The organism is Hyphomonas sp. TMED31 (assembly GCF_002172815.1).
Lineage (GTDB): Bacteria > Pseudomonadota > Alphaproteobacteria > Caulobacterales > Hyphomonadaceae > Hyphomonas > Hyphomonas atlantica.
On sequence record NZ_NHCK01000021.1, the window covers coordinates 1 to 14,416 of the forward strand.

A 14,416-nucleotide genomic window follows, 5' to 3' on the forward strand; every position below is an offset into this window, starting at 1 on the left:
CATGGTGAGATTATCCTTCTGGGCTTGTGAGTGTGGGGGCGGGGGGAGGCCGGCGCCACGATCGGCAGGGGAACCGATTGTCGCGGCGCCGGCAGGCGGGCTTAGTGCGCTTCGCGGCGGGCGAAGCGGCGGCGGCGGCGAACCAGAAGATTCTGACGATCCTCCGCTTTGACATCATTGGCCGGCCGGGTCCGGTGAGTTGCCTCTCCGGTCATGATGGAGAGGGCCATCATGCTTTCGGTGGCTGGTACGGCGATGTCGCTCTGACGGGCGCGGGGGATCATGATTTTCAATTCCTTCTAGCTTTCTGTTGATGTCCTTGGCGAGACCATCCCGCCGCCGACACCCTCTATCTAGGTCAGAAATTATCGAAAATCAATAAGTTTTTATCGAAAAATAATAAATACCAACAAATTCAAGGCACTGTTGTTTGCCGAATATCGATATGGTTGCGCGTTTTTCAAGTCAAGCGATGCCGAATAAACTGGAGAAGAATTCATGCAATGCATTGTAGCGCTGAATCGATGCGACAAGCGGAACCCGTTCCGTTCGCATGGATCAGGCATGGCCACCCAAATCGAAGCTGAGCTGAACCGACTTGGCAGGTACGGCGTGGACACGTCCAGACTTCGACATGCCCGCCCTGCGCGCCATATTCGGCCGTGCCGGAACACCAAATGGCAACGCATGCGAACTTTGCTCAGGGAACAGGTGACGGCGAGCCGCCCTGGCCGCAGCCATATGATCAACCATTCTCATCGGATAGGATTGGCCCAGGACAATGCCCTTCTCGGCGAGCAGACTTTTTGGGGCATCCCAAGGCGAGTGGATCAGCGCGTCCGGGAGGTCAGCGATTTCAGGTATCCATTTTCGAATGAAGGTGCCCTCAGGATCGCGCATCTGGGAGTGTCGTACCGGATTCGGTATTTGCCCGACGGGGTGTGAGCTGACGCCGACAACTTTCCGTGCGTTCCCATAGAACAGGGCCCCGTCAAAATCGGTGGAGAGCCGCGCCAGATGCTGGGCAGGCGCAGTCGGATCCAGCCAGAGATGGCACGTCGCGAATGACAGAAGCAGGCTGCGCAACTCCGATTCGAGGCGTCCGGTGGCCTGAAGGCAGCGCATGCTGGCATCAAGAAGTGGGAAACCTGTGCGGCCACTGGCCCAGGCAGCCAAGCGGGGATCTGCCGCGCCGACCATTTCACGTTTGAAAATATCATGTGGAAGACCGGCATTCTCAACCTGCTCACGCCGTGGTTTGGCGGTCAGCAGGCGAGACCTTTGTTCCAGATTCTCAACAAATGCGTCGAGCGAGGCGGCAAACGTCTCATCCCCATCGGATAGAAGGGCGCCTTTGGCACGCATCGCCGCCTGCCAGACCTCGCGATCCGATAATGTGCCCCAGTTCAGGTAGGGGGACAGGCCGGAGGCAGATGATTCCCGGTCCGTAACAGAGAGATTGCGTTTGGAGGCCGGCCGTCCGCGACCTGACAGATATTGGCGCAGCTGAAGCACACCATTGGTGCGGCCTCCAGTCTGGCGGCCTGCACATGCGTCGTCACCCAATCCGTAATCTGATGCGACCGGCCAGTCTTCCGACACCATATCCGGCGTGTCCAAGTTTTCCGGTGCATTGAGACGTGGCTGGCGCATGTAGTGCCGGAAAGCGGTTTCCGACTCTTCCGGAGTTAATGGCATCGCACGCCTTATGGCCTGCTCGCGCAATGGGATTCCGGCTTTCATGGCCCAGCTGCGGACGTGCTGAACGCGTTCCGTCTCTTCCGGATCGTGACTTGCCGCATGGAAGTGGAGGGAGGCGATCCCGTACTGGGTGTGAATTTGCGACAGGACTTCGGCTGCGTTGCCGGATCTCAGGCACAACTTGCTTCCGCGTTTGCGCAGGGCACCGTCGAGATCTGCAAGGGATTCCAAAAGAAAGTCGAATTGGCGGCCGGATGTGTCTGGGCGATGCCAATGCCGGGTATCAAAAATGTAGAGGGGCAGGACCTGCCCGCCTGATGCGCAGGCGGCCACGAGGGCTGCGTGGTCATGCACCCGCAAGTCTCGTCTGAACCAGATGACATGTAGATCGCTCATGGAACAAATATAGAACATTGTTCCTCTTTGTCCAATCTTTTCGGCGCATGCGCTAATTCATTGCGAAACCGAAACAAATTCAACTTCTGGTTTCTTGCGGGTCAATGGTAAAGTTCGTCTTTACCATTTATGGGCGCTGAGGGAGTTACTGCGCGGGATCGTTTCCCGCTGCATCTGTTTGATAATCTTGCTGAACCGAAGCCCGACCCGCGTTTGGCGGAGAATGCGGCCGAGGCCTTCCCAGCAAGATTTCTTGGCATGTCTGCCAAGACCGGTATGGCCACTGATCAGGCCAAACTGCTTCGACATTTGCTGGCAGTGTCCGGAGTCTGCGGACTTTTTGCGCCTGGTTGGTTGCTATCGATTTTTGGAGCCGTGGGGATTGGCGTATTCGCGTTGATGATTCTGTACCGGCTCGGCCTGGTCCTGTTCGGCCCGAGTTCCGTTCATCTTCTGACCAATCCCGCATCGCTATCGTTGCTCCTGCCGACCTACACCATCCTGATTGCTCTCAAGGACGAGGCGGCATGCATGCCGCAATTGGCGAACAGTCTGATGTCGTTGGAGTATCCCCGACGGCTGCTGGATGTGAAGCTTCTGTTGGAGGAGGGGGATCATGATACGAAAAACGCAATCCATGAGCAGATATGGCCCGAGGGGACTGAGCTTTTGGTGCTGCCGCCCGGTCAGCCGCAGACGAAACCGCGTGCGCTGAACTACGGACTGGCCCGGGCCAGGGGAGCATTTGTCACGGTCTATGATGCGGAGGATCGTCCGAACCCCGGTCAGCTGATGGAGGCGGCCCGCCGGTTCGCCTGGGACCCGCAGCTTGCTTGTGTGCAGGCGCCACTATCGGGCAATGTGCGTGGCGGCGGCTGGTTGTCGCGCCATTGGGCGCTGGAATACGCAATCCAGTTCAACCGCATGATGCCGGCGCTGGCCCGGTTGCGTATGCCGATCCCACTTGGCGGAACCAGCAATCATTTTCGCAAGGCGGCACTTCAGGCGGTTGGCGGCTGGGACGCCTGGAATGTGACCGAAGACGCCGATCTCGGACTGCGTTTCGCAAGATTGGGGAAGAAGGTTGATGTTATTGCGCCGCCAACTGTCGAAACCCCACCTCAACAGCTCGATGTATGGGTCGGTCAGCGATCCCGCTGGTTGAAGGGGTTCATCCAGACCTGGCTCGTTCTGATGCGGTATCCATCCACGGCCATAAAGGAGATGGGCGTTCTGGGGTTCATCTCGATGCAATTGAGCCTCGGCGCATCTATCTTGTCGGCACTTGTCCATCTGCCCTGGCTTGTCTGGTGCGCGGTTTGCCTCTTGGTGCCGGACGCAAGTATAGGGTCGATCAGCTTGGGCATGTTGGCAGCGTCCTATGCTGTTGGCGTGATCGCGGCGCTGACTGTACCGACGTCTTCTTTTGCGGTCCGGCTGCGGGATATCCTGACTATCCCTTTTTACTGGCCTCTTCAGTACTTCGCTATGATGCGCGCGCTTTACAGCCTGTCGCGGCGACCGCATTTTTGGGTGAAGACGCCACACGATATGGACGCCTGACGGAGCCGGGAACAGCGCCCCCGCATTTTCTAACGCAAGGTCAATGCTTGGCGGTCCTTCGGCTTGGGCATACAGTCGATGCACGATCTGTTGCCCCCAGAGGAGTCCGATATGGCGTATGATGAATCAGTCGACCTAGAGCAGTTTCGCGCTGAAACGCGCGAATGGCTTGAAGAAAATTGCCCCCCTTCGATGCGTACGCCCATGAAGGATGACGAGATTGTCTGGGGTGGAAAACGCGAAAAGTTCAAGAACCCTGAAGCCAAGGTCTGGCTGGAGCGGATGGGTGAAAAAGGTTGGACCGCGCCGGAGTGGCCAGCAAAGTATGGCGGCGGCGGCCTCAGCCGAGAGCAGAACCGCGTGCTGCAGGAAGAGCTGCGCCGCATCAAGGCGCGGCCTGCCTTGTTCTCTTTCGGGCTCTGGATGTTCGGCCCGGCGCTTCTGGAATTTGGAAATGAAGAACAGAAACTGCGCTTCATCCCGGATATCGTGAAGGGCAAGACACGCTGGTGTCAGGGCTATTCCGAGCCGGGCGCGGGGTCTGATCTGGCAGACTTGCAGACGCGTTGCGAAGACAAGGGCGATCATTACCTGATCAATGGTCAGAAAGTCTGGACCTCTTACGCTGACAAGGCTGACTGGATTTTCTGTCTGGTGCGGACCGATACGAGCACCAAGCATGAAGGGATCAGCTTCATCCTGTTCGACATGGAGAGCGAAGGCGTCGAAGCGCGTCCAATTCTGCTGATTTCCGGCGAGAGCCCATTTTGCGAAACATTCTTCACGGATGTGAAAGTGCCGAAGAACCAATTGGTCGGCGAAGTGAACGGTGGCTGGCAGATCGCCAAACGCCTGCTGCAATTCGAGCGCTCGTCCATTTCTGCCGGAGGCTTTGGCGGCACAGGTGGCTCTGGCATTCTGGGGCCGGAAGAATACGCCAAGATGCACATTGGCACCGACAGTGAAGGTCGCCTGATAGATGGTGACCTCCGTGGGCGGATCACTGACCACAAGATGTATGCCAAGGCATTCAACCTGACTGTTCAACGCCAGGCGGAACAAGCCAAAGCGGGCCAGCAAGTTGGCCATACAGCATCCATTCTGAAGTATGGTGCTGCGAAGATGAACCAGGACCGGCATGAGCTACTCGTTGAGGCGCTCGGCACGGAAGGGCTTGGCTGGGAAGGCGAGGGCTTTGATCCGGCAGCCAAGAAGGTCACGCGCCAATGGCTGCGCTCAAAAGGTAACTCGATCGAGGGCGGTACGAGTGAGATCAATCTGAACGTGATCTCCAAACGCGTGCTGGGCCTCAAGGACCACAAGTAACCCATGTCGTCCACGCAGATCATCCTTCTGTTTCTCGGCACACCGTTCATGGCCGGAGTCCTGGCTCCGTTCTTCCGTGGGCGTTGGCTGGTGCAGTCGGCTGTGTGGATGTTCGCGCTGCTGTCCACGCTTGCCGCACTTTATGTGTGGGCGGGTATGGAGGCGGCGCGCCTCGAATTGACAAGCATCAGGCTGGCACTCGCTGCCAGCGCTCTCTGGAGTACGGCCGGGCTGGCCGGACTGCTGGTTGGGCGCGAAGCGGAAAACGTGCGGCGTGTTGCAAAGAACACCAGGGACAAACGCAAGGCTTCGGAGATATTCAGATGACATTCCTTTTGACGGAAGACCAGGAAATGCTGCGGGATACCGCAATGGCATTTGCGCGCGATGAACTGCCAGTGACGCGCCTGCGCAAACTGCGTGATAGTGGGGCAAATGGTGTAGACCCGGACACACGCCAGAAGCTGGCCGAACTTGGCTTCTTCGGTGTGATTATTCCGGATGAGCCAGGCGGTGAGCATTTCGGGCTTGTCGGCCTGGGTCAGATCCTGGAAGCGCAGGGGCGGACTCTGGCTGCCACACCCGTGCTTCAAACTGCATTGATCGCGGCCAGTGCATTACAGTTGGGTGGCAGTGCGGAACAACAGGCTGAATGGCTGCCAAAGATTGCTGGCGGAGACGCGACATTTGCGCTGGCGCTAGACGAAACCGCGCACTTCAATCCACTCGGTGTTGCAACGGAAGCTGAGCGTAATGGTCAGGGCTACACGCTGAATGGCATGAAGCGTTTCGTTGCCGATGCGCATCATGCTGACATGCTGATCGTGGTGGCCCGCACTTATGGCGAGGCGGGCGATAGGCACGGACTTACGCTGTTCCTTGTGCCAGCCGATGCCAAAGGCGTGTCAGTTCAGGCGCTGAACTCCGTCGATTCGCATGGCGCGGCTCATATCACGCTGGAAGATGTGATCGTTCCGGACAGTGCAATCATAGGCGCAGTGGATAAAGGCGCCGATGTGCTGGAGCCAGTTCTTGATCGGGCGGCCATGGGACAGGCGGCAGAAATGCTTGGCAGTGCGCAAGCGGCATTCGATATGACGCTGGAATACCTGAACAGCCGCAAACAGTTCGGCCAGTTGATTGGATCGTTCCAGGCTCTGCAGCACCGCGCCGCAAAGATGTTCACTGAATTGGAGCTGACACGCTCTTGCGTGGCAGCTGCGCTTGCTGCCGTTGATGAGGGCAAGGAGAATGTCGCCGAACTTGCAAGTCTCGCAAAAGCGAAGGCAAGCGAACTGGTGCATCTGGTGTCCAATGAGTGCGTGCAGATGCATGGCGGTATCGGCATGACGGATGATGCTGATCCGGGCCTCTACATGAAACGTGCTCGTGTGCAGGAAGCCATGTTCGGATCTGCCAGCTGGCACCGGGATCGCTACGCGCGCCTTGCAGGCTACTAGCGGTTCGGAAACACTGAATGAAAAAAGCCGGGAAGGTCTGATCCTTCCCGGCTTTATTTTTATCTCGCAAGAGACGCTGGCTTAGCCCTTCAGAACCGAGCCCTTCTTCAGAGCTTTGGCAATCAGGTAGTACATGACTGGACGATGTTTTGCGCGAACGGACTTTCCGTACTTCGCAACGGCGTCGGCAATGGCTGCGTCTGCTTTCGCATCGTCAGTTACACCAAGCTTCTTTGCAATGAAGCCTTTCTTGATGCGGGCCAGTTCTTCCTTGTCGGACGCAGCGACCGTCGCAGAGTCGGCCTTGTAGATTGTTGGCCCACAAGCTTTCACGGCGGCATTCAGAAGATCCATGTCGGAGCGTTTTTCACCAACCTTGTCTTTCAGGTCCGTGACATACTTCTCCATCAGCACTTCTTTCGGAGAAGGTGCCTTGGCGGCTTTTGTTGCAGTTGGTGCAGCGGCTTTCTTCGGCGCCGCGGCTTTCTTGGCTTTGGTTGCTTTTGCCATGGGAGTTTCTCCTCAATGGGCCCGACGAACGGGCGTGTTTGAATTTACGCAGCTCACAATACGAATCAGTTTGAAACGTGAATTGGACACTGAACTGTTTTTCCACAGCCTGCCAACCCCTTTTCGGTAGTGAAACGATTCTCAGCAACATGAAGTATACGGACAAAATGGCAGTTGGGTTGCTGATCGCACGTTTCGTTCAGGGCGTGAACTACATTGATTGACCTGTGCGGATTGGGAGTACACATCTTGAGTGCAAACCAGACATGAGATGAGGGCTGACATGTTCCGATACTTGCCGTGGATCACTATCGTACTCCTGCTTGTCGGGTGTCTTGTGTTTTGGAGACTGCAGCCATGGCTGCTGTACGCAGCTGCCGTGCTTGCACCATTTTCGCTGACTGGCCTGTATGACGTCTTCCAGCGCAAGCACAGTCTTTGGCGAAACTATCCATTGGTGGCGCGGATCCGTTGGGTGGCGGAGGAGCTTCACCCCTTTCTGCGTGCCTACATTGTCGAGAGCGAAACAGAAGGTCGCCCTTTTAATCTGGAAGATCGGGCGATGGTGTACCGCCGAGCAAAGAATGTATCTTCGGTGGAGCCGTTTGGCAGTCATCTGGATATGGACAAGCCGCCCTATGAATGGCTGGCGCACTCTATCGCCGCACAACATCCCACCGAGAGCGACCCGCGCGTGATGGTGGGCGCGCCTGGCACGTCCCAGCCTTATTCGGCAAGTGTCTTCAATATCTCCGCCATGAGTTTCGGGTCTCTGGGAGCGCACGCTATCTCAGCCCTTTCAAAAGGCGCCGCACTTGGGGGGTTCTATCACGACACGGGGGAAGGGGGTGTCTCGCGCTATCACCGACAGGGAGGGGGTGACTTGGTCTGGGAGCTTGGGTCTGGCTATTTCGGGTGTCGCGCATCTGATGGAAGCTTTGATGCTGCCAAGTTCGCCGAAACTTCCGCAGACCCCCAGATCAAGATGATTGAGGTGAAGCTGAGCCAGGGTGCCAAGCCAGGGCATGGCGGCGTGTTGCCGGGCGAGAAGGTGACTGCGGAAATCGCAGAAGCGCGCGGCATTGAAATCGGGCAGACTTGCATCTCTCCGCCTTCGCATTCTTCTTTCTCGACGCCCATCGAGATGCTGGAGTTTGTTGCCAGATTGCGTGATCTGTCAGGTGGCAAGCCTGTTGGTATCAAGTTCGCAGTCGGCAACCGGTGGGAAACCCTGGCGATCTGCAAGGCGATGCTGGAAACAGGTCTGCGCGTTGACTTCATGGTTGTTGACGGCGGCGAAGGTGGGACCGGCGCTGCGCCTGCGGAGTTTCTAGACCATGTTGGCGCCCCCTTGCGTCAGGCACTCGTTCTGACGCGTAACGCCTTGGTTGGAACGGGGCTGAAGGACGAGGTTCGCCTTGCATGTTCGGGCAAGCAGATCAGCGCGTTCTCAATGGCCTCGTCTCTGGCACTTGGCGCAGATTGGGTGAACACAGCGCGTGGCTTCATGTTTGCGCTTGGCTGTATCCAGTCCCTCAATTGTCACAACAATACGTGCCCGACGGGCATTGCGACATCGAACATGTCACGCCAGCGTGGTCTGGTCGTCGAAGACAAGGCGATCCGCGTCAGGAATTTTCATCACAATACGGTAAAGGCGCTGATGGAAGTCGTCGGTGCCGCAGGGTGCGCGCATCCTTCTGAGCTGACGCCTCGCCATGTGATGCACAGGGTCACTGAAGACATCTCCTATACCGCCGAACGAGCCTACCAACTGATCTCCAACGGGCAATTGCTGGATGCGCCTGATGAGACCCAATTGGCTGAGGAATGGCGCATGGCACAGGCGGCAAGTTTCCACCCAGCAATTTAGCGGGAATACGAGAAGGGGGCGGCCGCATCACAGTTTCACCGGAACCAGCCTTGTTTCATCCGGTTCTGTGCTAGTGCATAGAAAGCGGGCAGCATGATGGTTTCCGCATCCAGTCTTTGGCCGCGCGCTTTGGTCATGGCTGGACGCGGGTTAGACCAAGTGGGACAGGATGGGCAATGACTGAAATTGAGACGCCAAAGCGTAGTCGACTGATAGCGATTTCGAACAGGACCGCTGCGGGGCAGGAAAGCCGCGCCGGTGGGCTCGCTGTGGCCTTGTGGGACTCGCTTGCCGATACACGAGGACTCTGGATCGGCTGGAGCGGTCGCATTCTGGACTTTCCCAGCAATCGCGCCCGCAAATCCAGCGAGGATGGGGTGGAGTTTGCCCTGACGGACTATTCCCGCGATCAGTTCGATGGGTTTTACCTGGGCTATTCAAACAGCGTGCTGTGGCCAGTGATGCACAATCGTATCGATCTTGCCGTCTTCGATTCTTCGTTCTTTCGCTATTATGTGGAGATCAACGAGAAATTTTCCGACATTGTGCGACGTCAGGCGACAGAGGACGACTTGATCTGGGTGCACGATTACCACTTCCTGCTTTTGGGCGGTATATTGCGGGAAGAAGGATGGACAGGACGCTGCGGTTTCTTCCTGCATATTCCATTCCCCTCTCCAGAAGTCTTTCGCGCTATTCCGGAGCATCGCAAGCTTGCGAAAGGCCTGTGCGCTTATGATGTTGTCGGCCTGCAATGCCGGAAAGATCTGGCCAATCTGGCGCAGTATCTGGAAGAGGAATTCGGCGCCGAGGAACAGCCAGATGGCAAGTTCCTGGTTGAAGGTCGTATTGTGCATTTGCTGCATTGTCCGATCGGCATCGACAGCAAGTCATTCGCGCAGACAGCGCAGGACGAACCAGCAACGCGCGCCGCAAGCCGCCTGTCCCGGTTTCTTGGAGAGCGGGATCTGGTCATCGGTGTCGACCGAATGGATTACTCCAAGGGATTGCCACAGCGTTTCGAAGGCATGGCGGATCTGTTCGACAGATATCCCGAGTTGCACGGCAAGATCTCGTTCACGCAGATCGCGCCACCATCGCGCTCCGTTGTAGAAGAATATGCGCAGCTTCGCGAACAGCTGGATGCCCTGTCCGGGCGCATCAATGGAGACTATGGTGATCTCGACTGGATGCCGATCAGGTATCTCGCTCGCGGATATGATCGCGAGGAGATTGCCGGTCTATATAGACTTGCCACGGCGTGCCTTGTGACGCCTTTGCAGGATGGTATGAATTTGGTCGCCAAGGAGTTTGTCGCCGCGCAAGACCCTGAAGACCCCGGCGTGTTGATCTTGTCTCAGTTTGCCGGCGCAGCGGAGCAAATGAAGGAGGCTTTGATTATCAATCCTTATGACAGTTCGGCGATCGCCGAAGCCGTGAAGCAGGCGATTGAAATGCCGCGCGAGGAACGGCGGGAACGCTGGCAAAAGCTCTACGACAACATTTCCGAACAAGACATCGGCTGGTGGCGAAGCCGCTTCATGACCGCCTTCGAGCAGGTTCCGGCATGAGCCAGCCGGACGTCTCTCCTCCAAGGCTGGAAAATACGGTCGCATTGTTCCTCGATTTTGACGGCACATTGTCGCCGCTTCAGGATGATCCGGATGCCGTATTTCTGGCGCCGGGCATGGATGATGTGTTGATTCAGTTATCAGAGAAGCTGAATGGTGCGCTCGCCATCCTGTCTGGACGCGACCTGACGGATCTGTCCAAGCGCGTCCCGAATGCCTTGTGGCGTTTTGGAAATCATGGTCTCCGTTCCGCCGCTCCGGGAGAGAGGATGGCGGACACGGTGACGGACGCTCCTGATGGGCTCATCTGTCGGTTTCAATCTGTGATCAGCACTTTTGACGGGGTGCGCCTGGAGAAGAAAGGGCCTGTTCTGGCTGTGCACTATCGCGCTGCGCCCGACAAGGGTGAGCAGTTGGCCTTGCAGTTGGAAAGCGCTCTTGCAGAGTATTCCGACTACGCGCTGCAATCCGGAAAGATGGTGCTTGAGGCGAAGCCGAGCGGGGCGAATAAGGGTGTCTGCCTTGAGAAGGCGATGCAGGCACCTCCCTTCGAGGGGCGGGTTCCCATTATGATTGGGGACGACAAGACAGATGAAGACGCCATTCTTGTCGCCAATCGTCTGGGTGGATGGTCTGTCAAAGTTGGAGAAGGGGCCAGCGCTGCAGAGTATCGGCTGACGTCCCATAAGGATGTCGAAAATTACCTGAAAGAGATGTTGGGAGATTTATGAGCCTGGATCTTGGAGTTGTCGGAAACGGGACTGTTGCCGGCCTGATCAATTCGCGCGGAGACTATGAATGGTTCTGCCTTCCGCGATTTGATGGTGAGCCTGTGTTCAACAAGCTGTTGGGTGGCGGCGGAACGTTCACCGTCTGGATGGAGGGCTTGACCAAGCGCTCCCAGACCTATGATCGCAACACGGCTATACTGCGCACGCGAATGGAGGCTGAAGACGGAGCAATTCTCGAGATTGTCGACTTTGCTCCGCGCTTTCAGCATAAGGGGCGCACTTTTCGGCCCGCGAGCCTGGTCCGGCGTTTCGAGGTAATCTCGGGCGCGCCGCAGCTGAAGATTTCCCTCACACCGGAAACGGATTGGGGCGGACGCCGCTTGAAGCCAATTCGAGGTGTCAATCATGTGCGCTTCGTCGATGAGGAATTGTCATTCCGGGTGACGACTGATGCGCCGGTTTCCTACATTCTGACAGAAACCAGCTTTATTCTGGATAAGGATGTGACCTTTATTCTGGGGGCTGATGAATCCCTGACGGATTCTCCTGGCGTCATTGCCCGTGATTGGGAAGAACGTACGCGCCAATACTGGGCGAAATGGGCGCGAAGCCTCGCCATTCCATTTGAGTGGCAGGATGAAGTTATCCGCGCTGCCATAACGCTCAAGCTGTGCGTGTTTGAGGAAACAGGCGGAATTGTTGCCGCGTTGACAACGTCCGTTCCTGAGCATGAAGGGTCTTCCCGCAACTGGGACTATCGCTTCTGCTGGATTCGTGATGCGTACTTTACTGTGACCGCGCTTAACCGACTGTCCGGAATGGGTACTTTGGAACATTATATGAGATGGGTGAGGAATATTGTTGCCCATTCGAAGGGTGGACATATTCAGCCTGTTTATGGAATCGGCCTTGAAGCGGATCTGACAGAAGACCTCGCGCCTCACTTGCCGGGATTCAGGGACTCAGGTCCGGTCCGGCGTGGCAACCAGGCTGCGGAGCACATTCAGCACGATGTGTACGGTCAGGTTGTATTGGGCGTTGCACAATCTTTCTTCGACCACAGACTGCTCGCTCAGCCCGGTATTGCGGAGTTCGAACAATTGGAGCCGGTGGGCGAACGGGCGTTTGCCGTTTACGACACACCGGATGCAGGCATCTGGGAATTCCGAACCATCGCTCATGTGCATACATCTTCCGCGATCATGTGCTGGGCCGCCTGTGATCGCCTCTCGCTGATCGCTGACAGGCTCGGACTTGAAAGTCGCGCTGCCTATTGGAGAGAGCGCGCAGACATAATTCATGCGACCATTTTGGACAAAGCCTGGAATGATGACGTCAAAGCTTTCACGGCCGCGTTCGGCGGTACGGATCTGGACGCGTCAGTCCTGCTGATGGCGGAGATCGGATTCCTGCCCGCAACGGACGAGCGCTATGTCGCCACAGTCGATGCAGTGGACCGGGATTTGCGCATGGGCGATCATGTGTACCGTTACAAGGTTGAGGACGATTTCGGGAAACCGAAGACCGCTTTTACGGCCTGCACGTTCTGGTTCATTGACGCGCTGTATCGCGTCGGCCGAGTCGAAGAGGCACGGCGCATGTTTGAGACTGTACTGGCCACCCGCAACCATCTGGGCCTCTTGTCTGAAGACGTGGATACGGAGACCGGTGAACTCTGGGGGAACTTCCCACAAACCTATTGCATGGTCGGAATCATCAATTCTGCGGCACTGCTGAGCAAGCCTTGGGCAGCAGTCACATAAACCTGCACAGTTTTAGCGAACTCGGTTCGATGCTGAGCGGCCGGAACTGAGTTTGTTGAACTGATTCAGCGACTGTGCGTTGCTGAAATCATGGGTGAGAGTGACGACGTCTTTGATGAAATGCATGGCTTCGGGGAAGCGGTACGGTCGCCGTACGCCCGCTATTCCTCCTGGTTTGAAGGCGCGACGCCGTCTGCACTGCTGAAGAAATCGCGGGAAGCGCGCACCTTTTTCCGTCGCACCGGCATTACGTTCAATGTTTACGGTGATGTTGAAGCCGATGAACGGCTGATTCCGTTTGATCTGGTGCCGCGTATTATTGGGGCCAGTGAGTGGGCTTTGCTGGTTCGCGGCATTGAACAGCGGGTCCGCGCTATCAATGCATTTCTTTACGACATCTATCATCGACAGGAGATCATTCGCGCGGGCCGTTTGCCCGAACACTTGATCCGCGAGAATGATGCATTCCTGCCCAAGATGATCGGTTTCGATCCGCCGGGCGGGATCTACACGCACATAGTTGGCATAGATCTTGTCAGAACAGGACCAAACGAATTCTTCGTGCTTGAGGATAATGCGCGGACACCATCTGGCGTTTCCTACATGCTGGAAAACCGGGAAACGATGTTGAAAATGTTTCCCGAGCTATTCGCGCAAGTGCCTGTGCAGCGTGTCTCCGGGTATCCTATGGCCCTTCGTCGATCCCTGGAAAGGTCTGCGCCGCAATCGTCAGCCGACAGGCCCACTGTGGCCGTACTGACGCCCGGCATTCACAACTCGGCTTACTTTGAGCACGCTTTCCTTGCCGACCAGATGGGTGTCGAACTTGTTGAAGGCCACGATCTGCGCGTGGTGGACGGGCGGGTCGCGATGCGGACGACGCAAGGTTACGAGCCAATTGACGTACTCTATCGCCGCGTGGATGATGACTTTCTGGATCCCTTGAATTTCAGACCGGACTCCATGCTGGGTGTCGCTGGAATATTCGACGTCTACCGCGCAGGCGGGATCACCATTGCGAACGCGCCGGGTACGGGCATTTCGGATGACAAGGCGATCTACTCCTACATGCCGGAAATCGTCGAGTTCTATACAGGGCAGGCGCCGCTCCTGAAGAACGTTCCAACCTGGCGATGTGCTGAACCGGATGCGCTGGCCTATGTGCTGGAGCATCTGGAAGAATTGGTGGTGAAGGAAGTGCACGGATCAGGCGGCTATGGCATGTTGGTCGGGCCAGCCGCAAGCAAGCGAGAGATCGCAGCTTTCCGAAGAAAGCTGACTGCGAAGCCAGCGAACTATATCGCGCAGCCGACGCTTGCGCTGTCTACGGTACCTATCCTGACCAAGGCCGGATTGTCGCCCCGCCATGTAGATTTGCGTCCTTTCGTTCTGGTGTCGCCAGACGGTGTTGATGTGACGCCCGGCGGTCTGACACGGGTGGCCATGAAAAAGGGTTCACTCGTTGTCAATTCGAGCCAGGGTGGTGGCACCAAGGACACCTGGGTTTTGAAGGAAGGCTAGG

Annotated in this window: 12 protein-coding genes; 9 read left to right on the forward strand and 3 right to left on the reverse strand. The window is 56.9% G+C overall.

The window, feature by feature from the left end; translation table 11 throughout:
• Positions 1 to 101: 101 nt before the first annotated feature.
• Entirely contained in the window at positions 102 to 284 is a 183-nt protein-coding gene (locus tag CBB91_RS03700) for a hypothetical protein (RefSeq protein ID WP_273012141.1), read from the reverse strand.
• A 274-nt stretch (positions 285 to 558) separates the two neighbouring features.
• Positions 559 to 2,097, reverse strand: a complete 1,539-nt coding sequence (locus CBB91_RS03705) for an FAD-binding domain-containing protein (protein ID WP_273012143.1) — start codon at positions 2,095 to 2,097, stop codon at positions 559 to 561.
• 129 nt (positions 2,098 to 2,226) lie between these two features.
• Here CBB91_RS03705 and CBB91_RS03710 point away from each other — a divergent pair, with 129 nt between their 5' ends.
• The 4 genes from CBB91_RS03710 (at position 2,227) to CBB91_RS03725 (ending at position 6,446) form a co-directional block, all read left to right on the forward strand.
• The gene (locus tag CBB91_RS03710) at positions 2,227 to 3,660 is read left to right on the forward strand and encodes a glycosyltransferase family 2 protein (RefSeq protein ID WP_273012146.1); all 1,434 of its coding nucleotides are present in this window, start codon (positions 2,227 to 2,229) and stop codon (positions 3,658 to 3,660) included.
• A 111-nt stretch (positions 3,661 to 3,771) separates the two neighbouring features.
• Positions 3,772 to 4,986, forward strand: coding sequence for an acyl-CoA dehydrogenase family protein (locus CBB91_RS03715; RefSeq protein WP_273012148.1), 1,215 nt, complete (start codon positions 3,772 to 3,774; stop codon positions 4,984 to 4,986).
• A gap of 3 nt (positions 4,987 to 4,989) precedes the next feature.
• Positions 4,990 to 5,313 (forward strand): hypothetical protein, encoded by a 324-nt coding sequence (locus tag CBB91_RS03720; protein WP_035547429.1) that lies wholly within the window; start codon positions 4,990 to 4,992, stop codon positions 5,311 to 5,313.
• Positions 5,310 to 6,446, forward strand: a complete 1,137-nt coding sequence (locus tag CBB91_RS03725) for an acyl-CoA dehydrogenase family protein (RefSeq protein ID WP_273012150.1) — start codon at positions 5,310 to 5,312, stop codon at positions 6,444 to 6,446. The genes CBB91_RS03720 and CBB91_RS03725 overlap by 4 nt, the downstream gene beginning before the upstream one ends.
• Positions 6,447 to 6,527: 81 nt before the next feature.
• Here the strand turns inward: CBB91_RS03725 and CBB91_RS03730 are convergent, their stop codons facing one another.
• A complete protein-coding gene (locus tag CBB91_RS03730) occupies positions 6,528 to 6,956 on the reverse strand; it encodes a DUF2853 family protein (RefSeq protein ID WP_081805978.1) in 429 nt (142 codons plus the stop codon).
• A 379-nt stretch (positions 6,957 to 7,335) separates the two neighbouring features.
• On the opposite strand from CBB91_RS03730, the gene CBB91_RS03735 reads away from it, so the two are divergent.
• The 5 genes from CBB91_RS03735 (at position 7,336) to CBB91_RS03755 (ending at position 14,415) form a co-directional block, all read left to right on the forward strand.
• Complete coding sequence (locus tag CBB91_RS03735) at positions 7,336 to 8,829, forward strand: FMN-binding glutamate synthase family protein (protein WP_345906721.1); 1,494 nt, start codon at positions 7,336 to 7,338, stop codon at positions 8,827 to 8,829.
• Positions 8,830 to 9,005: 176 nt separating this feature from the next.
• Positions 9,006 to 10,400, forward strand: coding sequence for a trehalose-6-phosphate synthase (locus CBB91_RS03740; RefSeq protein WP_273012155.1), 1,395 nt, complete (start codon positions 9,006 to 9,008; stop codon positions 10,398 to 10,400).
• Positions 10,355 to 11,131: a trehalose-phosphatase gene (otsB, locus tag CBB91_RS03745; RefSeq protein ID WP_345906722.1), complete on the forward strand. Its 777-nt coding sequence runs from the start codon at positions 10,355 to 10,357 to the stop codon at positions 11,129 to 11,131. Before CBB91_RS03740 ends, otsB begins: the two co-directional genes overlap by 46 nt.
• Positions 11,128 to 12,894: a glycoside hydrolase family 15 protein gene (locus CBB91_RS03750; protein ID WP_272981879.1), complete on the forward strand. Its 1,767-nt coding sequence runs from the start codon at positions 11,128 to 11,130 to the stop codon at positions 12,892 to 12,894. The genes otsB and CBB91_RS03750 overlap by 4 nt, the downstream gene beginning before the upstream one ends.
• A gap of 90 nt (positions 12,895 to 12,984) precedes the next feature.
• Positions 12,985 to 14,415: a circularly permuted type 2 ATP-grasp protein gene (locus CBB91_RS03755; RefSeq protein WP_035547412.1), complete on the forward strand. Its 1,431-nt coding sequence runs from the start codon at positions 12,985 to 12,987 to the stop codon at positions 14,413 to 14,415.
• The last annotated feature ends 1 nt before the right edge of the window (position 14,416 follow it).

What these genes read in the sequence shown, in the direction of transcription:
- CBB91_RS03700 (WP_273012141.1), bottom strand. Translation starts at nt 284, where the DNA reads ATGATCCCCCGCGCCCGTCAGAGCGACATCGCCGTACCAGCCACCGAA.
- CBB91_RS03705 (WP_273012143.1), bottom strand. Translation starts at nt 2,097, where the DNA reads ATGAGCGATCTACATGTCATCTGGTTCAGACGAGACTTGCGGGTGCAT.
- CBB91_RS03710 (WP_273012146.1), top strand. Translation starts at nt 2,227, where the DNA reads ATGGGCGCTGAGGGAGTTACTGCGCGGGATCGTTTCCCGCTGCATCTG.
- CBB91_RS03715 (WP_273012148.1), top strand. Translation starts at nt 3,772, where the DNA reads ATGGCGTATGATGAATCAGTCGACCTAGAGCAGTTTCGCGCTGAAACG.
- CBB91_RS03720 (WP_035547429.1), top strand. Translation starts at nt 4,990, where the DNA reads ATGTCGTCCACGCAGATCATCCTTCTGTTTCTCGGCACACCGTTCATG.
- CBB91_RS03725 (WP_273012150.1), top strand. Translation starts at nt 5,310, where the DNA reads ATGACATTCCTTTTGACGGAAGACCAGGAAATGCTGCGGGATACCGCA.
- CBB91_RS03730 (WP_081805978.1), bottom strand. Translation starts at nt 6,956, where the DNA reads ATGGCAAAAGCAACCAAAGCCAAGAAAGCCGCGGCGCCGAAGAAAGCC.
- CBB91_RS03740 (WP_273012155.1), top strand. Translation starts at nt 9,006, where the DNA reads ATGACTGAAATTGAGACGCCAAAGCGTAGTCGACTGATAGCGATTTCG.
- CBB91_RS03750 (WP_272981879.1), top strand. Translation starts at nt 11,128, where the DNA reads ATGAGCCTGGATCTTGGAGTTGTCGGAAACGGGACTGTTGCCGGCCTG.
- CBB91_RS03755 (WP_035547412.1), top strand. Translation starts at nt 12,985, where the DNA reads ATGGGTGAGAGTGACGACGTCTTTGATGAAATGCATGGCTTCGGGGAA.